Consider the following 18,570-nt stretch of genomic DNA (forward strand, 5'->3'; position numbering starts at 1 on the left):
GTAGGTAAGTGCAAAAAAACAATAATATCTTGCAGGGGCTTGTAGGGGCGGCTTTAGGGCTTATCTACAGTAAGGACGAGTCATCGTTGCAGAACCCGCCCTCTCCCCAAGTAATGTTTATTTGTACTTACTTACTTGAAATTGAAAGATTGAGGTACATTGACGAAGACCTCTAGACTACTCGTGTAAGCGACCCCAAACCATGCTTTAAAATTGCCGCAAAAAGCGCAAGTCGCTAGCATAAACCCGGCGAATGTCGTCGATTTCATAAAGTACCATTGCGAACCGCTCGACACCAAAACCGGCCGCAAACCCAGTATATTTTTCTGGGTCTAAACCGACTCCTTTAAGAACATTCGGATCGACCGTTCCGCAGCCCAAAACTTCCAGCCATTTGCCGTTCCACTGCAAATCAACTTCGGCCGAAGGTTCCGTAAACGGAAAGTAACTCGTGCGGAAACGGATCGGCAAATCTTGACCGAACATTTGCCGCAAAAACTCTTTAATTGTGCCTTTCAAGTCAGTAAAGGTCAGACCTTCATCAATTGCTAAAAGTTCAATTTGGTGGAAAACTGCTGCGTGAGTAGCATCGACAGTATCGCGGCGGTAAACGCGGCCGGGAGAGACAATCCGAATCGGCGGTTTGTGCTGTTCCATGTAGCGAATTTGCACTGATGATGTCTGAGTCCGCAGCAAGTCGCCGCCTGGTAGGTAAAATGTATCTTGCATATCCCGCGCTGGGTGGTCTGGCGGTGTGTTCAGCGCCTCGAAGTTGTAATAATCTGTTTCCATTTCCGGGCCGTTGGCGACGGTGTAGCCGAGGCCGACAAAGATATCGAGAGCGCGGTCTATGACGGCGTTTAAGGGGTGAACGCGGCCTTGGGGGCGAAAAATCCCCGGCATGGTGACATCGATGGTTTCTGAGGCTAATTTGGCTTGGATTTGGGCGGTTTGGAGGGCGGCGCGCTTGTCTTCTAAATCGGCTTGCAGGGCTTCTTTGACTGTATTGGCGATCGCACCTACTTTGGGTCGCTGGTCTGGCGACAGTTTGCCCATCATGCCTAAAATTTGAGAGAGTTGGCCTTTTTTGCCGAGGTAGCCGAGGCGCAACTGTTCGAGTTGTTCGAGGGTATTGGCAGTGGCGATCGCACTTTTGGACTCTTGACCGAGGGTTTCTAGTTGAGTTTCAATGTCGCTTAGCTGGACAGTCATTTTGATTTTAGATTTTAGATTTTAGATTTTAGATTGATGGCAGTTTTGGGCCAAGTTGAGTTTAGCGCAATTTTGGCTCTACAGCTTGTTGATTTTAGATTTTAGATTTTCGGCAGTTACGGATAATTTGTAATAAGTAATTCGATGTTAGAGCGATCGCCCTAGTTGAATCTAGTTTAGTATTGTTATAAGGCCTATAAAAATTTCAATGAAACTTTTAATTAGCAACGACGACGGCATCTTTGCACAAGGCATCCGCAGCCTCGCCAACGCTCTCGCCGCCGCTGGCCACGATGTGAGTGTAGTTTGTCCCGACAGAGAGCGCTCCGCTACCGGCCACGGCCTTACCCTGCACCAACCCATCCGCGCCGAAATTGTCGAATCTATTTTTGAGCCCGGAGTCCAAGCTTGGGCCTGTTCGGGTACTCCCGCCGACTGCGTGAAACTTGCTTTGTGGGCTTTACTTGACAAACCGCCGGATTTTGTCCTTTCCGGTATCAACCACGGGCCTAATTTAGGCACGGATATCATCTGTTCGGGTACGGTTTCGGCAGCAATGGAAGGAATTATGGAAGGTATTCCCAGCATTGCTTTCAGCCTCGCGAGCTTTACTTCGCAGGAATTTGGGCCGGCGGTGGATTTCGCTGTCACCTTGCTGGCACAGTTGGAAAAACAGCCAATGGCCAAACCGATGCTGTTGAATGTCAACATACCGGCAGTCACACAAGCAGAAATTACCGGAGTTGCGATCGCCCGTCAAGGCATTCGCCGCTATTTCGACATATTTCAAAAGCGCACTGATCCGCGCGGCAAAACTTATTATTGGCTGGCTGGCGAATTGTTAGAAGATGTAGAAGAAATCGCCGATTCGGCGGTGCCGCATGATATTCCTACAGACGTACAAGCTATTCGCGACAACAGAATAACCGTAACTCCCTTGCAATATAATCTCACCTGTGCTCCAGACTTGCACTCGCTGCGGGATTGGCAATTTGAAGGTTTTCCCAAGGATTGAGCTCCGATCGACCCGATTGGAGCGGTAAACTAGGAATTAAGGAAAAGTGCCTCTCAAGGTCTATACCTTAAGCGTTAACACAGGCTACCAATTACTTGTTAGTTTTTTTTACTCAAGAAAAACAGTTATGAACGCTCCCACCTATAACACTCATTCTGTCACTTGCCCGATCTGCAACCGTTCCAGCGTCGTAGGCCCAGTCGGGATGGTCAGTGGACTATTCACTTGCCCCCACTGCCATTCTCATATGGTAATTAGCTGGAGCGGTCATTTTGTGCGCGATCCTTTTAGTCTCAAACAACTGACGGTAGGAAAGATGCTCAGGCGCGAGAGCAGACCGTTAGCTCGCCTTCAGCGGGACTTTGGGCTGGGTAAGCCTTTTCCGCTGATTGCCATTTTGGGCAGTGTGGTCTTTTTCGGGTTTGCGCTCGCGGCTACGGAACAATCGCTACCCCGACAGAATTCACTTCAAGGATTTTTAGAGTGGGTGAGCGGAACTGGTAATTCCCAAGATGTCTCACGTTAACATTTCTTAAAAAAGATTGTGACAGATACTGCGTGCAAATATCTATTCCTTTAGGTAGAAATCACATTATTTTAGCCATTGCATCCATCTTGAGCTATGGGTAAGCACTTAGACGCCTTGCCCTTCATCCTGTGCCCAAAAACGTCAAAACCCCAGTCCGGCAGGGGTTAAAACCCCTGTAGGGAAAGCGCCGTGCCCGTAGGTGTCAACTTAACGTGCAACCGATAGTCCGACAGTCCGACAGGGGTTGAAACAAGAGCCTCAAAGCTAAAGTCGTCTGAAGACGACTAATGAGTTTTTCAGTCCTCTTTGATAGGACTTTAGCTATAAGCCCCGTGGAATTTATTCCCTGGCGAAGAGTGCGGGGTGAGCAGGAGGACTGGCGGACTAAAAGCTTAAGTTGACACGCCTACGGCACTCGCCGTAGGCGTGTACTCAATTGAGAAACTCAGCAATTTTTCTAACTGCTGCTTCCAAAATTGCTGGCGACTCGACTAAGGCAAATCGCACGTAGCCTTCTCCTGATTTCCCGAAACCGGCACCAGGGGAAGCTGCGACTCCTGTACTCTGTACTAGCTGAGTGCAAAATTTCACGGAATCTTGGGCCCAAGGTTCCGGCAGTTTCGCCCAGACGTACATGGTGGCAGGGGGTACGGGTACTTGCCAGCCGATGCCCTGTAGCGCGTTCACAAAGGCATCCCGCCGTTTTCTGAAGGTTTCTACGCTGGTTCTGACGGTATCTTGAGGGCCCGTTAATGCGGAGATCGCTCCGTTTAAAATCCCTCGGTATTGGTTGAAGTCCACTGCGGCTTTTACCTGTCGCAGCGCTGCAATTAGTTCGGAATTGCCGATCGCATATCCGACTCGAAAACCTCCCATACTGTAGGATTTGGATAGTGTAAAAAACTCGATCGCCACACTCTTATCTCGATCCGCCTGAAATATTGACGGTGCCATCAATTTGCGGTTTTCCTCGATCCCAGAGGGCGGGCACGGGGGCACCGCCCCTACGGAATCGTCAAATACCAAATCCACATAAGGGAAATCGTGAACTAAAACCAGCCGATGTTCTCGACAAAAAGCCACAGCTTTCTCAAAAAAAGCAACCGGGGCGATCGCAGTTGTAGGATTGTGAGGATAGCTCAAAACCATCATCTTCGACTGAGCAAGCACTGCTGTCGGAATATCTTCAAATATCGGCAAAAAGGCATTTTCTGCTAATATCGGCATCGGATAAATTTGACCGCCCGCCAAATGCACACCGCCCGCGTGGGAAGGATAGCCCGGATCGAGCAACAAAGCAAAATCTCCAGGGTTGAGTACAGCTAAAGGCATATGCGCTGTGCCTTCTTGGGAACCAATTAACGGCAGCACTTCTGTTTCTGGATTGACTGCAATCCCAAATTTTTGCTCGTACCAAATGGCTGCTGCTTCCCGAAAATCTCTTGTGCCGTTAAATAGCAAATAGCCGTGGGTGCTGGTGTCGGACAGAGAATGTGCGATCGCATCTGTAATATGAGCCGCCGCCGGCAAATCCGAAGAACCCAGAGACAAGTCAATCACATTTTGCCCCGCTGCTCTAGCTTGAGCTTTTGCCCGATCCATATCGGCAAATACATTAAATTGCAGTGGTTCTAAACGTTTAGCAAATTGCATATTTTCTATAGTTTTGTGGAATTTTAAGGAATGTTTTTATCTGAGCTAAATTATTTTTTATAGGGCCTTTTTATTGACTTTGGGATTTTTTTTAGTAACCGCAGAGAGCGCAGAGGGCGCAGAGCCAGAGAGGAATATGGAGGATAAAAGAGAGATGTTAAAAAAATATTTGCGATTTCTATAGTTGTAAGCTGTTGTTCATTTAAATTGCATATTTCGAGTCCCGATCAACAATCATCAAATCCTCTCCCCCTCTCCTCTTCTCCCCCTCTCCCTCTCTAATACCATAGGCAATCTAGATGCAACACAGCTTAAGTTGGGAGTTGGAAACTCCCGAATCATTTCCAAACTTTATAAGTGAGCGTCGAGCAAACCGACCAAAGTTTGTTTAGTAATAGCTCCCTCGTGAGAAAGCACTACTTCGGCATTTTTAAACAGCCTGAGAGCTGGGACTCCTTCTACTTTATACTGCTTGACAGTATTAGGATTGGGGTCAATTTCCATTTTAACCACTTTCAGCCGATCGCTGTAGTTGGCCGCCACCCAGTCTATCGAAGGCGCGATCAGTTTGCAAGGCCCGCACCAAGTAGCCCAAAAATAGGCAAGCACTGGTTGCTCTGCTTTCAGGACTTCTGTTTCAAATTTTTCGTCGTTAATGACAATTACACTGTTGCTCATGGTTCTGCGATTATTTTTTCTATTTATTTCTAAAGCACCGGCTGGCGTGAAACTTGCACCAACTTAGAAGACAGGCCCAAAAAACTGTTACTAATTTTAAAACATTCTGCGAATTATTGAGTAGAAACTAAGGACTCGCGACTGATGGCTAATTCTGTTTGGCGTTTAATTCCACTGTTGTCGGCGTCTGGTAGGGTGCAGATGGCGATCGACCAATGGCTACTGGAACAGCATCTAGCGGGCAAACATCCGCCAACTCTGCGATTTTACACTTGGCAACCGACGGCGATTTCCTTGGGCTACCACCAGCGCAGGTGGCCGGAGTTTTGGCAGCAGTTGTCTTGGGGGGGAATGCCTGTGGAGTTGGTGAGGAGGCCCAGCGGCGGGCGCGCCGTGCTGCACCAAGGGGATTTAACTTATGCAGTTGTGGCGTCGGGGTTTGGAAGCAGCCGTATGAAAGCTTATCAGACTATTTGCGAGTTTTTGATTGAGGGTTGGAGGGCGATGGGTTTGGATTTGCACTACGGGGAAGCTGGAAGGGGTTATATTCACAATCCGAATTGTTTTGGTACTGCGACGGCTGCGGATTTAGTTACCGCTGATGGTTGCAAGTTAATTGGTAGCGCGCAATTGCGACGGGGTGATGCTATTTTGCAGCATGGTTCGATGCGTTTGCAGCCGGATGTTAAATTATTTTCTCGAGTGTTTGGGGAGGAATTAATTCCTGTGCAATTACCTCTATCTGAAGGGGGAGATGATTTTATTGCCACTGTAATTGATGTTTTGAGTGCGGCGGCTTGTCGCTGTTTTGAGATTGATTTGGAGGTGCAGCCACTTTCGGATCTGGAATGGCAGGATATTTTGGAATTAACAAGTAATAAGCTGTTTCACATTTAACCTGCATATTTGGGGGCGGGGTTTAATGCCACCTTTTGGGAACAGCCAAGATGGCCGTTCCACAAGAGATTTTTGGAATAATTATTGTGGGGTATACCGCCTTTTGGGAACAGCCAAGATGGCCGTTCCACAAGAAAGAATTTTTATTGTAGAACAGCCATCTTGGCTGTTACTGATACAAGTTAAAAACTTGTACACTTCTTTTTATTAAAACTCTTCTAGCCCGTTGCTCTAACGTTACCAAAAAAGTTAAATTTATATGCAGTACAGCTTATGGCTGTGGCTGAGTTTGAACGATCGGCTCTTTGGCAATTTCGCCCAATTTCACAGAATCCAGCAAGCTTTCCCAATCAGCAGTTAATTCTGCATCATTAGGATTAGCGCGTCGAGCCGCAGCTAGGGTGCTGAGGGCATCTTGCCAAATCCCATTTTTAGCATAAATAAAGGTTTTCTGGCGCGGATCTGCCTGCTCTAATTGACTGCGGATATCTGCACTGAGTTCAACTCGCACTACAGTACCGCTTTCGATCTGATCGCTCGATCGGTCTTGAGCGTCGCAAATCACTGTCAAATTCCAAGTGTAACTTTTGCCTACTTCCAAGGGTGGCACATTTTTGTCAGCAGGGATACTAACGCCGATCACTCCTGATAAATTGCTAATTGTGACATCCTGTTTATAAATCGGCTTGCCGCTTTCATCTTGTAGGATAAATTCGGCTGATTGCGCCTCTGTTTGAGGCAAGTAGAAAAAGAACGTTGGATAGTCCGAAACAGTCCGTCCGATCTTATTTTTAGGCACTAAGGCTGTGAGACCTAGCTGACTAATGCTCGCGCAGCCGCCACCGCGCACAGGGCGTCCCGGTTGAGTGGGGGGCGACTCGTTGAAGCCCGGCCCTCCCGATTCAGTGGATGGCTTGCCATCTGTGCTTGGAGGCTGCAGTCCATCACCGAAGCGCGGCCCTGCCGGTTGAGTGTTGGGTGGCTTGGCCGGTGGGTTTATTTGCGGGGGTTCATCACCGAAGCGCGGCCCTGCCGGTTGAGGATCGTCTGGCCCGTCACCTGTGTTTAGATCCGGCCGTCCCAAAACGGCAAGTTGGGAAATGTTGAGTGTGGCGATCGATACTACCGCTGCCATTGATGTCAGGTGGATGATAAACTTAGTAGTTTTTTTTATTGGCTTCATGAAGGTTTAGGGATAGATGCTGTTTATTTACTTTTTTTTCATTCCCAAAATGCCGTAGACATTAACTTTTTGTTCTCTGTCTTTTAACGGTAAAGCTCCCCAAGATTCTACTTCCAATTTCCCTGCCAGATGCAGTAAAGTTTCTTCTGCAATCAATATCGGGCAAGTGTCCTTTTGCCGATCCTGTTCGCAGCTTTCCAACCGAGAGGCAATATTTACGCTGTCGCCTCTCGCTCGATATTCTAAGTTTTGAAATTGATTTGAAAGAGTAGCCTCTTTCAGAAGAGGAAAGGCTGGCAATACAGGACTTGCGAACTCCGACTCCTAGAAACCGGGTTTTTTAGCGAATCTGCGGGCGACAAAGAAGTTTTTTCGTCGATCGAACCCGGTTTCTGGTCACCCCCTGCTATGCAATAAACTATGGCTGCGAGGGGGGCTCAATTTGAACGATCGGCTCTTTGGCAATTTCGCCCAATTTCACAGAATCCAGCAAGCTTTCCCAATCAGCAGTTAATTCTGCATCATTAGGATTAGCGCGACGAGCGGCAACTAGAGTGCTGAGAGCATCTTGCCAAATCCCATTCTGAGCATAAATAAAGGTTTTCTGGCGCGGATCTGCCTGATCTAATTGACTGCGGATATCTGCACTGAGTTCAACTCGGCGCACAAAACCTTCTTCCAACACATCTGCGGATCTGTCTATAGCGTCGCAAATCAATGAAATAGACCAAGGGTACTTTTTGCCTAATTGCAAAGGCGGCACATTTTTATTTGCAGGGATACTAACACCGATAACCCCTGATGAATTGTTAGTTTTTAGGGTTGTTTGATAAATCGGCTTCCCGTTTTCATCTTTCAGAACAAATTCGGCTAATTCCGCCTCTGTTTGAGGCAAGTAGAAAAAGAATAGAGGATATTCCGAAACAGTCCGTCCGATTTTATTTTCTGGTATCAAGGCTGTTAGCTTTATCTTACCGATATCGCATTTACCTGGTCCGCGCGTCGATTTCGCTGGAGCCCCTGGTGACAGATTATCTTCATCACGGGGCGGAACGAAGCGCGGCCCTCCCGATTGAGTATTGTCTGGCCCGTTCTCTATGTTTATTTGTGGCCGTCCCAAAACGGCAAGTTGGGAAATGTTGAGTATGGCGATCGATACTACCGCTGCAATTGATGTCAGGTGGATGAGAAACTTAGTATTTTTTTTCATCTTTTTCATGAGTTTTTAGGGAGAGATTCTGTCTTTTTATTACTTTTTAATTCCCAAAATGCGGTAGACATTAACTTTTTGTTCCCTGCCTTTTAACGGTAAAGCTCCCCAAGATTCTACTTCAAATTTCCCTGCCAGATGCAGAAAGGTTTCTTCTGCAATCAATATCCGGCAAGTGTCCTCTTGCCGATCCTTTTCGCAGCTTTCCAGCCGAGAGGCAATATTTACGCTGTCGCCGATCACTCCATATTCTAAACGGGTTGCGCCTCCCAGACTACCCACCATCACAGGCCCTGTAAAGATTCCTACTCGCATTTTTGCGGTCGGCAAACCGCGTGTGAGCCAATTTTGATTCATTTCGGGCAAGCGGGAACTGATGGCTAGAGCGCAAGATACGGCGAGGCGAGCATCTTCGGTAATTTCTTCGGGAGTGGTGCGGGGAATAGGTACGCCAAATACTGCCAGCATTCCATCTCCGGTAAATTTATTAATCACGCCTTGATGTGCTTGGACTTCTTGGGCCATTGCTGATAAATACTCATTTAACCAACTCATTACTACTTCTGGCGGTAGTTTTTCGGAGATTGTACTAAAACCTTGCAAGTCGGTCAGTATGATGGTAGCAGTAAGTTTTTGCCCTGGCAATAAGCCAGATTCGAGCAGATGGACGCGCTCTTTCCACAGGGCATTTGCGATCGCGGGTGAAGTTTGTTGTCCTAATAATTTCATCACAATCCCTTGCTGTTGCTTCGACTGCTCGTATTTATAGGTGATTGTGACTCCTGCGGTGATTAAAAGTGCCAGGGCTGGGGCAATTAAAGGTATCCATCCCTGTTGAGTGAATAGGAAAAAGGTGAATCCGAATAATGAGCCGAAAGCTGCGATCGTACTTCCCATCAAACTCAGCGATTCTTCTAGCCGCCAAGCTAAACAGCCGCCCACTGCACTCCAAACAGCGAGCCACAGCATTTCTTGCCATTCGTCCCAATACCAAAATATCCCTTTGCCGTCTAAAATTGCGCTGAGAAATTGGCTGGTGGCCGTTGCGTGAATTAATACCCCAGGGGTCAGGATATTACCGTTTTTACTAGCGCTGTAAGGCGTAGAAAAAATATCTTTTACAGTAGGGGCTGTAACCCCGATCAAGACTATTTTATCTGTGACCAGTTTGGGGTCAACTTTGCCATCCAAAACTTCAGTTAGTGTCACGCTCTCTGCTATATTTTTCCCAGAGCGGTAATCGAGCAATATTTGATAACCTTTGGCATCAATGTTCTGATAACCTCCTGAGTGAGAGCGCAGTTTTGAAAATACCGTTTTATCTACCACGAAAACATCGTTTTCTATGGTTTTATAGGGGACTTTTTTGCTGTCAAAATATGCAAAAGCTAGCGTACTGGACAATGAAAAAAACGTTTTTTTACCATCGCCAACAGAAATCAAATTGCGGCGCACTATACCGTCTGGATCGACTACTAAGTCGTTAAATGCTACCCGCTCATCTGGTATGTTAGGAGGAGGTGCCACTCGATCGTACTTTGACTTGCCGATGAAGGTAATGGGAAATACTTTGGGGTTTTTCAATTGAGCTACTAATTCTGCATTCCCCGGTTCGTAGGGAATGTCGCGAATTATATCTATGCCAATAGCTGTGGGTTCAAAACGCGCTATTTCGGCGATCGCTTTTGCTAAAACGCCATCGGAAATTGGCCATTTCTTAAAAGCATGAATGTCCTGTTCTGTGATTGTCACTATCAGCAACCTGGGGTCAGGACCCGGATCTGATCGCAACTGCACCATCACGTCGAAAGCATTTAATTCCAATGGCTGCAACCAGCCTAAATGCCGCACTCCCAATAGAGTTCCCGTCACGGCAATGCAGGTAATAATCAGAGGTTGCAAGTCAGGGAAGGGGAAGGAATGAGTTAAGTTTTTCCAACGTCTCTCCGCCAATTTATGATAAATTCTATTAAAGAATTTGGGCATAAAATTTTTTGCTTCAACCCTCATTGACAAAGTTTGCTACATCTTAACCGATCGCTGATGCCCCTTACCGATGCCCAATTTCTAGTTTTCTTGTGCGGTTTTGGCGATCGCACTTAACTGCAATCCTTGAGGATAGCTGTTTTCTTCTTTGCTGCGCTTGATGTCGGCCATTGAAATCTGGGGTTTGAGGTATTTTGCTAAAACTTTAACCACGTCGCCCCGATCGATCGTCCCCGCTACTGAACCAATCGGTGAGAGGACGATGATTCGGGGGAGTTGACGGGCTTCCATGCTGTTAATTACTTCTGCGAGGGATGCTTTTTCCGAGACTGTGGGGGTTTTTCCCAGGGGTTTCAAAATGTTGTGCAAAGTCTGAACTTGCCATTGACTGCGTTCTGTGAAGCGGATATCGTCGATCGACACTAAGCCCAAATCCCGGCCGTTGGTCGCTGCAATGTAAAATGGAAACGGATTGACTTCTAACAAATAGCGATCGGCAAATTCTCGCAGAGTCAAATCTGCATCTACAACTCGAAACTCGCGGCTCATCGCATCGCTGGCTTTAATTTTTAGTAGGGCTTCTTGCAGTGAAGTCAATCTGCTATAAGCAGTGGCATTGCGAATGCCAAACCAGCCGATCAGCGCAATCCACAAGCCGCCGTACTCGCGCGCTAAGAAGCATAAACTCAGACCCAAAGCAACAGCCAGCCAGCCTAAAACTTGTCCTGTTTTTGCCGCCCAGCGAACGCCGGCAAATCGAGAGCCGGTGATTTTCCAAATAGCTGATTTTAAAACTTGTCCTCCATCCAAAGGCAGACCGGGAATTAAGTTAAATAATCCCAAAACGAGATTGATTAGCGCTACCCTTTCGGTGACAATTGCTAGCAAACTTTGCGGGGGAAGAACTTGAGAACCCAAACCGAGGATTAAAAACAGCGCAAAGCTGACTAGAGGGCCGGCAATAGCTACTTGAAAAGCTTGACCGGGAGTTTTTGATTCCGAGTCGATCGAAGCTACTCCACCAAATAAGAATAAGGTAATAGAATTAACTTTAATGCCTTGCGATATCGCCGCCAAGCTGTGTCCGAGTTCGTGCAAGAGCACGGAAGCAAACAGGAGCAGAGCTATTGCTAACCCCGCACCCCAGGAGAGCGCAGGCCCCCACAGGCGGTAACTGCTGGCGTATTCGCGGGTTGCTAAGGCTAAAATTATAAACCACGAATAATCTATAACTAGGGGGATGCCAAATAAAGAGCCGATTCGCCAACCTGTCTGCATGAATTTTCCTGGGAAAGGAGAGCAAGAAAGAGTTTCTATTATAGCAATCCTAAATGAATCGTAAACTTTTTACCCCACCCCAACCCTCCCCTTGGTAAGGGGAGGGAGTAAGAAATTCCCAAATGATTTAGGATTGCTGCTATATATCTTTTCTACCCCTTGCCTTTGCCTTTCCCCTGATTTTTACAGAACTCCGGCGTTACCCAAGCCCAAGATTACTCCGGCTCCGAGCAAGTGGCCGAAGCTGGCTGTTGCCAGCAATTCTGGTACGCCGAAGCCTTTGAACATTCCAGGGAGTGCAACGGGTAAAGCTGGGCCCTTGCCTCGGTTTTGCTTGGAGATGCCGTAGTAGCCGATCGTGATCGCCAGCAAATTGCATAAAATCATTGTCAGTCCTACCAGTGGCGACCACTCCGGTGTTGAGGGAGCGGTAGATTGTACGGCTAACAGCAAAGATGAGTTGATCACGTTCTTATCTCCTGATTTCACAGATAAATTGATTTCCACGATTATAAAAAGCGGTTTGCATTAAACTAAGATTTGTTTTAATAGTTAACAATTCGTTGATATTTTGATACAAATTCGGAACGGAGGACGAGGAGTGCGGGTTAAAATTTGCGGAATCACTAAATTAGACCAAGGAATTGCGATCGCCCGCTTGGGAGCCCAGGCTTTGGGGTTTATCTGCGTGCCGGCTTCCCCCCGCTATGTCAGCCCAGAAACAATTCGCCTGATTGTCGAGCAGTTGCCGGAAAATGTCGATCGCATCGGCGTTTTTGCCAACACCACAATAGAAAATATCTGTCAAGTAGCGGCAGAGTCAAATTTAAGCGGGGTGCAGTTGCATGGAGATGAAACAGCGGAATATTGCGATCGACTGCGGGAGTTTTTGCCGGGAATTGAAATTATCAAAGCCCTGAGAGTTAAGACTCCTGAAACTTTAGCCACCGCTGCTGTTTATGCTGTTCGTGTCGATACTTTACTGCTGGATGCTTACCATCCACAGCAATTGGGCGGTACTGGTAAAACGATCGACTGGATGATGTTATCAGAGTTTAGACCGCAGTGTCCTTGGCTGCTGGCGGGCGGTTTAACACCCGATAATATTTTAAATGCAATTGATAGTGCGATCGGGAATGGGAGCATCTCATTTTTGCAGCAAAGCTCGAAATTGGAATTAGGAGTCAGGAGTCAGGAGCCAGGAGAAAAGAGTCAGAAGGAAGAAGAAAGAAGTGTTTTTGCAAATATGAGATGCTCCCTCGGCAATAACTTCAGCGGTGTTGACCTGTCTAGCGGCGTAGAAATAGCGCCGGGAGATAAAGATTTGACCAAAGTTGCTCAGTTGTTTGCTAATTTAAGTCAACTTGCTCATCATTGATAAATTGGCAATAGCAAATTCGCGCTTTTTATGCGATTCATTCTTTAGTCAGCGTGAGCGAAGCCTGCCTTATATAAGGCAGACATCGTTTCTACGGTAGCGGTTTCAACCGCAGATTATTCCCTTTATTGTTTTATCGGCGGATCTCAAAAGTACGCGCGGCGGAGCTATCTTGAAGGGAATCGCCCTCCGGGTCTTCGTATTCCAAAACCAACTCACTAACCGTAGCACCGGTGGGGCCGCGGCGGCACCAACTAATCATTCCTTCCACAGCTTTTTTGGCTCCTTCAAAGACAGCCTCGACGCGGCCATCAGGGAGATTTCTTACCCAGCCGCTGAGGCCGAAATACTTTGCTTGATTCTTCGTTGAATATCGGTAGCCTACTCCTTGAACTAATCCCGAAACAAAAACGCGGACTCTGACGGGCGGCAATGATTGGTTTTGCATAAACGGGTCAACTTACTGCTAACATCTGTTTCAAAATTTTAAGGATCAGTTTGATTATGTTAAATTTTAGTACGATTCCCTTCGGGATAGCTCCGCCGCGCGTGCTGCCGGGATTCCTGATACGCCGCGTCACCCTAGCTTTTTCAACTATTCCCGATTTCAGTGATTGGCTGGTTGCAGCTATGCTCGCGCTGGTTTACACTTTGATCGCTCTTTCCGTCGGTTTTTGGTCGGGATTTCTAAAAGTAGACGTGCAAACCTCTCGGCGTACAATTGTGGGAGTGCTCATGGGCTGTTTGTTAAGTCCGGGCATCACCGAGGAATTATTGTTCCGGGTGTTAATGCTGCCGCACCCGTTTGAGAAGGCTTCTGGGTTAATGCTGTGGTTTTGGGGATGCGCGAGTTTGGCGGCTTTTGTAGTTTACCACCCGCTGAACGCGCTGACTTTTTACCCGGTTGGTCGATCGACCTTTATGAATCCAGTATTTTTGCTACTGGCGGCAATTTTGGGAGTTGCGTGCTCCCTCGCATACCTGCAAAGCGGTTCTATCTGGCCTGCGGTGGCGGTTCACTGGCTAGCAGTGACAGCCTGGCTGTTGCTACTGGGCGGTTACAGGAGGCTATATGGTTAAATGTAAAAAGTCCAGCATAACTATTTTGTCGGGAGGATCTCAGTTGTGGGTATCATAGGGGCGATCGTAGGTTTTTTGGCAGGGGTAGCAGTTGCTTACTGGTTAGTGGAAAAGCGCTTAAACAAGCAAAAACAAGAATACTTGCAGCAAACTCGCAGAATTACTGAGGAAATAGAATTAGCTCAGATGTCTCGGGTGCGACAAGCTGTCGAATCTCAGAAAGGAGAACGGGAAAATCAGCTTAGAAAAGCTACTATCGAACACGACAATTTACTCAGACAAGTTACTACCCAATACGAAAACCAGCTCAAACAAGTTGCGGCTCAATACGAAAATCAGCTCCAACAAGTTTTGGCAGAACGCGACAGTCAGCTCCAACAAGTTGTCAGCGCACACGAGCCTGAGCTGCGCCGACAAATCACCGAGGAATTAGAAGCTGCTAACAATGCTAGGATGCAGCAAAATATCCAATCTTTGCAAGCAGAACACGAACATCATTTACTCAGAGTTGCTGACGAATTGCATCTAAGTTATCAAGCTCAGATGGAGCAACATTTGCAAAACCTCCAAGATGAACACGAAATTCGCTTGAGGCAAATTGCCGAGGAATATGAGAACCGCGAGGTTGAGATGCAGTTAAATATGGAGGCTTTGCAAGAGCAATACGAGAGTCAGTTGCAAGCGGCTCACGAGCAGTTGAGAGAGCACGAAGCTCAGATGCAAGCTACTATCAGGTCTTTGCAAGAGCAGTACGAGAGTAATGTACAACAACAAGAAGTCCCCGATCAGCAGTTCAGTCAGTTAAATTCCACAGAATTTGCCGAAGGTTTATCACAAGAAGAAGTTTGGCAGCAACTGTCAAGTGAGTTAAATAAAACAGAAGTTGAAGAAGAGTTAAATTACACAGATTTTTCGGAACCACAATCAACTGATTTACATCAACCCCAAGTCGAACAACAGCTTCCAATTACCAGACAAGCACCAAGCTATTCTCTACCGCAGTTGATGGGATGTGTTCAAAGTCAGGACAAAGAAACCCGCAAGTTTGCAGCGTCTGCTTTAGGTAAAATGGCTGCTGCTAATGCTCTGAGATCCGAAGGTGAGCGAACAATAGAAACCTTGGGAAAATTAGCTCAAGATATTCACCCGGAGGTGCGCGAAGCTGCTGTGGAAGCACTAGCAATGATTAAGTCGGAAAAAGTTATTCCGCTGCTACAAAAAGCTTTGCGAGATATAGATAGCGGTGTGGCTAAATCGGCAAGTGCTGCGCTCAATAAGTTTAAGTTTTATCCGCGCACTCCGGCGGCTAAGCCGAAAACTGTTGATCTGAAGAAACCAAAGCGTTAAGCATTTACGAGGATAAATAAATATAGCAATTGTCAATTGCCTACAACACAGTAGGGATACAACATTGTTGTGTCCTTACCGAGGTGCTGTATTTCACTCAATTTCGATTACTACCACAAACTGTGGATGTGGGGTTGATGAACGAAATTAAACTCAATTATTCGATCGACAAGTCGCCCAATTCTTAGCAGAGATAGCAGATACCCCGCTGTTTAAAACCGTAGGCTGAAACCTTTTTTTAGCAACTGGCAATTGAAATCGCTTCTTGTATCTACACGCATCCTGTAGGGGCGGGTTTTACCAATCATCTATGCCAGAAACCAACAATATAATAAACCCGCCCCCACGAACACGACAAATCCGAATCTACATTTTTTGGATTAGCTCGAATATCAGGTTAATCTGGGTTATCGGTTGTGTGGGGGCGGGTTTACAAGATTGTTTGCGGTTATCAAAGATTGTTGGTAAAACCCGCCCCTACAGTTAACTCGTGACTAATGACTAATTTAAAATCGCTGCTTTGTACCGAGTATAAGTTTGATGTCGCCGGAGTCGCTAACCGCCATATCTAAGCGAATTAATCCAAAGGACGATCGCACCCTCACACCCACCCCAACACCTGCCCCAGTCCCCGGTTTGTCCCTGACTACGGCCGGTTTTCCCAGTACACTATCTCCCGTGCCCAAATCCGACGCAAAATCAACAAATATCACGCCGCCGACATCCCTGCCGACAGGAAACCGATATTCGCCGGAAGCTAAAAAATAACTCCGCCCACTGCCAATATCCCCGCTATCGTAGCCCCGCACAGAATTGCGGCCGCCGAGGCGAAAAGCTTCCGTTGGTGGCAAATCCCCGATTACCGTGCCCGCTTGCAAGTTAAAAGCCAGCATTTCGGGCAAGGCTTCGGACTCGCTGATGCCGAACAAAGTTGCGGGTACATAATGTATATAATTCGCCAACAGCCTGTTACTCACAATGTTACCACGCCCCAAAGGTATCGACTGCTCGGTGCTGAGGCTGAGAATCGAGCCGCTGGTAGGGTTGAAGGGATTGTCCCGCCGATCGAGCATCGCACCAAAAGAAACAGTGTATAACTCGTCAACGCCGCTGCCGCTGAATGTGAGAGGATTGCCGAGTTCGTCGCGGCGGGCGATATTTAAGTTGCGATCGCGCGTACTGATGTTTGTATAATTAAGTCCCAAAGTCGATTGCCAATCGCCCAAAGGTCTGGTAAACCTGAGATTTCCCCCCATCCGAATTTCCCGAACTCGGTTCCCGTTGGGCAAATCAATATCTTTGTTGAAAATTTCCGATATTCTGCGATCACCAAAAGCTCTCACACTGTATCCCAAACGGTCTTCGGCGGCAAGGTAAGGGCTGACAAACTGGACATCGTACTGGATACCTCGGAGGCTGGGCTCAAGTTCCACCGCCAGCCGCTGTGGGGTGGTGCCGAAAGTTCGATCGGTATAGGAAAGAGGAACCGCAACGCCCACATCATCACTAAGACTGGCACTCACGCTAAAAGAGCGAGCCGATCGCTCTTGAACGTTGTAGATTACATTAACATCCGTGCCCACTTCTTCGATCGAAACCGTAACCTTGTCAAACAATCCCAATTGCTGCAACTGCTGTAAATCCGATCGTACAACTTCCCGGCTGTAGTTATCCCCCGCCTTGAGTTTGAGTTCGCCTCGGATAAAATCTTCCGAAATTCTGCCCTCAACCGGATTCCCTTTTTTATCAACAGCTTCGCCTCGGGAATTAACAAAGCGAATTTTCACCTCTGCAACGTAAACGCCTTCAGCATTGCCCGCTTGACTGATTTGTCGAGTACCGCCTAGCTGTCGGGCGTTGCTGTTTACTGCTTCGGGGATTTCGGCTTGTGCCGCGATCGTCGCCGGAGTTTTTAACAGAGATGTAAAATCTTTATTGTGGCTGGACTTGAGTGAGGGCGATTCCCTAGGGGATAGCTGCGCCGCGCGTACTTCAGCCAACATTCCTGTGCCACCAAACAATTCATCTCTTGTGGAACGGGCATCTTGCCCGTTCTTGACAGATGCTGCACCGTTCTTGAGAGAGGTTGCACCATTCTCAATCAGCTTTTGATGAACAGGCAAGATGCCTGTTCCACAAAACAATTCATCTCTTGTGGAACGGGCATCTTGCCCGTTGTTGACAGATGCAGCACCGTTCTTGAGAGAGGTTGCACCATTTTCAATCAGCTTGTGATGAACAGGCAAGATGCCTGTTCCACAAAACAATTCATCTCTTGTGGAACGGGCATCTTGCCCGTTCTGGAGAATGGTGCCAGATGTGAGACTCACCTCATCCTCCTCCCTCTGTGCCTCTGCAGTTCGTCGCTTGTCATCTAGTCTAGATCCCCCTAAATCCCCCTTAACAAGACCCACTTTGAGCATATTTCTTGTCCCCCCCTTAGTAGGGGCGGTGCCCCCGTGCCCGCCCTTGGTTAGGGGGGATCTAGACTTCGCTACAAACAAGAGAGACGGTGGGTTTAACGTTAAGTTATCACCAATGACCTCATCCTCCTCCCTCTGCGCCCTCTGCGCCTCTGCGGTTCCCTCTCTAAACTGGGCCTCAGTCGGTGCGGCACTCGGATCGATCGCCCGCGCTGCCAATTCGCCGCCACCCAGCGCCGCCAAAGTCAAAAATGCAATAATCGAAATTCGCATAGAGATTAAATTTAAAGCACACCCAACGCATATTACCCAAAACCGGGTTCCCTGCATAATTAGCCGAAAAGAAACCCGGTATTTTTGAGGCTACCGGGTTTCTGGGATGCTGAAATGTGGGAAAGTTCGATCGACTGCGGGCGATCTTAATGACCCAGAAAAATTTGTTTAAATAGCTTGTCGAGAAACACGTTTCTCAAAATGAGCCTGAGTCTGCTGCAACAGTTGTTCGCGACTATCCTTAGCGGTGGTAATGGTAGGGAGCAGGTTGCGAGCTTGTAAAGTCATGTGAAGCTGTAGGTGTGCTACGTACTCACTGACATCTTCGCGAAGAGAGCAAGCCGGGTACTGTTTTAAAGTAGAGTTCAAGGTGTTCTCCTGCTTTGGGTTTGTAGTTTTTTCTAATAATCATAGACAATATCATGGTC

18 protein-coding genes are annotated in these 18,570 nt (G+C 47.4%); 6 read left to right on the forward strand and 12 right to left on the reverse strand.

Annotation, left to right across the window (positions count from 1 at the left end):
• Nucleotides 1-207 precede the first annotated feature (207 nt).
• Entirely contained in the window at nucleotides 208-1,212 is a 1,005-nt protein-coding gene (pheS, locus tag QT990_RS07260; RefSeq protein ID WP_333286421.1) for a phenylalanine--tRNA ligase subunit alpha, read from the reverse strand.
• 208 nt (nucleotides 1,213-1,420) lie between these two features.
• Here pheS and surE point away from each other — a divergent pair, with 208 nt between their 5' ends.
• Both surE and QT990_RS07270 read left to right on the forward strand, forming a co-directional pair.
• Entirely contained in the window at nucleotides 1,421-2,227 is an 807-nt protein-coding gene (surE, locus tag QT990_RS07265) for a 5'/3'-nucleotidase SurE (protein ID WP_333108767.1), read from the forward strand.
• 127 nt (nucleotides 2,228-2,354) lie between these two features.
• Nucleotides 2,355-2,753, forward strand: coding sequence for a hypothetical protein (locus QT990_RS07270; RefSeq protein ID WP_333108768.1), 399 nt, complete (start codon nucleotides 2,355-2,357; stop codon nucleotides 2,751-2,753).
• Between the two features lie 435 nt (nucleotides 2,754-3,188).
• On the opposite strand, the gene QT990_RS07275 is transcribed toward QT990_RS07270, so the two are convergent.
• Together QT990_RS07275 and QT990_RS07280 are read right to left on the reverse strand one after the other, a co-directional pair.
• The gene (locus QT990_RS07275; protein ID WP_333145692.1) at nucleotides 3,189-4,409 is read right to left on the reverse strand and encodes an LL-diaminopimelate aminotransferase; all 1,221 of its coding nucleotides are present in this window, start codon (nucleotides 4,407-4,409) and stop codon (nucleotides 3,189-3,191) included.
• A 351-nt stretch (nucleotides 4,410-4,760) separates the two neighbouring features.
• Nucleotides 4,761-5,087, reverse strand: coding sequence for a thioredoxin domain-containing protein (locus QT990_RS07280; RefSeq protein ID WP_190740071.1), 327 nt, complete (start codon nucleotides 5,085-5,087; stop codon nucleotides 4,761-4,763).
• Nucleotides 5,088-5,231: 144 nt separating this feature from the next.
• Here QT990_RS07280 and QT990_RS07285 point away from each other — a divergent pair, with 144 nt between their 5' ends.
• Complete coding sequence (locus QT990_RS07285; RefSeq protein ID WP_333310534.1) at nucleotides 5,232-5,984, forward strand: biotin/lipoate A/B protein ligase family protein; 753 nt, start codon at nucleotides 5,232-5,234, stop codon at nucleotides 5,982-5,984.
• Nucleotides 5,985-6,255: 271 nt separating this feature from the next.
• Here QT990_RS07285 and QT990_RS07290 read toward each other — a convergent pair whose 3' ends face one another.
• From QT990_RS07290 to psaK, 6 genes are all read right to left on the reverse strand, one after another.
• The gene (locus QT990_RS07290) at nucleotides 6,256-7,167 is read right to left on the reverse strand and encodes a DUF928 domain-containing protein (RefSeq protein ID WP_333145698.1); all 912 of its coding nucleotides are present in this window, start codon (nucleotides 7,165-7,167) and stop codon (nucleotides 6,256-6,258) included.
• 27 nt (nucleotides 7,168-7,194) lie between these two features.
• On the reverse strand, nucleotides 7,195-7,467 hold the full coding sequence (locus QT990_RS07295; RefSeq protein ID WP_333145700.1) for a hypothetical protein: 273 nt from the start codon (nucleotides 7,465-7,467) through the stop codon (nucleotides 7,195-7,197).
• A gap of 118 nt (nucleotides 7,468-7,585) precedes the next feature.
• On the reverse strand, nucleotides 7,586-8,377 hold the full coding sequence (locus QT990_RS07300) for a DUF928 domain-containing protein (RefSeq protein ID WP_333301025.1): 792 nt from the start codon (nucleotides 8,375-8,377) through the stop codon (nucleotides 7,586-7,588).
• 39 nt (nucleotides 8,378-8,416) lie between these two features.
• Complete coding sequence (locus tag QT990_RS07305; protein ID WP_333145706.1) at nucleotides 8,417-10,363, reverse strand: adenylate/guanylate cyclase domain-containing protein; 1,947 nt, start codon at nucleotides 10,361-10,363, stop codon at nucleotides 8,417-8,419.
• Nucleotides 10,364-10,444: 81 nt separating this feature from the next.
• A complete protein-coding gene (locus QT990_RS07310) occupies nucleotides 10,445-11,641 on the reverse strand; it encodes a site-2 protease family protein (RefSeq protein WP_333465078.1) in 1,197 nt (398 codons plus the stop codon).
• 183 nt (nucleotides 11,642-11,824) lie between these two features.
• Entirely contained in the window at nucleotides 11,825-12,109 is a 285-nt protein-coding gene (gene psaK / locus QT990_RS07315; RefSeq protein ID WP_333070476.1) for a photosystem I reaction center subunit PsaK, read from the reverse strand.
• Nucleotides 12,110-12,242: 133 nt separating this feature from the next.
• Between psaK and QT990_RS07320 the strand changes: the two genes are divergently transcribed.
• Nucleotides 12,243-13,019, forward strand: a complete 777-nt coding sequence (locus QT990_RS07320; protein ID WP_333145710.1) for a phosphoribosylanthranilate isomerase — start codon at nucleotides 12,243-12,245, stop codon at nucleotides 13,017-13,019.
• Between the two features lie 133 nt (nucleotides 13,020-13,152).
• Here the strand turns inward: QT990_RS07320 and QT990_RS07325 are convergent, their stop codons facing one another.
• The gene (locus QT990_RS07325) at nucleotides 13,153-13,467 is read right to left on the reverse strand and encodes an acylphosphatase (RefSeq protein ID WP_333145712.1); all 315 of its coding nucleotides are present in this window, start codon (nucleotides 13,465-13,467) and stop codon (nucleotides 13,153-13,155) included.
• 56 nt (nucleotides 13,468-13,523) lie between these two features.
• Between QT990_RS07325 and QT990_RS07330 the strand changes: the two genes are divergently transcribed.
• Together QT990_RS07330 and QT990_RS07335 are read left to right on the forward strand one after the other, a co-directional pair.
• The gene (locus tag QT990_RS07330; RefSeq protein ID WP_333145714.1) at nucleotides 13,524-14,099 is read left to right on the forward strand and encodes a CPBP family glutamic-type intramembrane protease; all 576 of its coding nucleotides are present in this window, start codon (nucleotides 13,524-13,526) and stop codon (nucleotides 14,097-14,099) included.
• 45 nt (nucleotides 14,100-14,144) lie between these two features.
• Nucleotides 14,145-15,446, forward strand: a complete 1,302-nt coding sequence (locus QT990_RS07335) for a HEAT repeat domain-containing protein (protein WP_333145716.1) — start codon at nucleotides 14,145-14,147, stop codon at nucleotides 15,444-15,446.
• A gap of 506 nt (nucleotides 15,447-15,952) precedes the next feature.
• Here QT990_RS07335 and QT990_RS07340 read toward each other — a convergent pair.
• Both QT990_RS07340 and QT990_RS07345 read right to left on the reverse strand, forming a co-directional pair.
• Nucleotides 15,953-18,142, reverse strand: a complete 2,190-nt coding sequence (locus tag QT990_RS07340) for a BamA/TamA family outer membrane protein (protein ID WP_333465079.1) — start codon at nucleotides 18,140-18,142, stop codon at nucleotides 15,953-15,955.
• A gap of 168 nt (nucleotides 18,143-18,310) precedes the next feature.
• On the reverse strand, nucleotides 18,311-18,511 hold the full coding sequence (locus tag QT990_RS07345) for a hypothetical protein (RefSeq protein ID WP_006634481.1): 201 nt from the start codon (nucleotides 18,509-18,511) through the stop codon (nucleotides 18,311-18,313).
• Nucleotides 18,512-18,570: the final 59 nt, after the last annotated feature.

Source organism: Microcoleus sp. T3_B1 (assembly GCF_036700445.1).
Lineage (GTDB): Bacteria > Cyanobacteriota > Cyanobacteriia > Cyanobacteriales > Microcoleaceae > Microcoleus.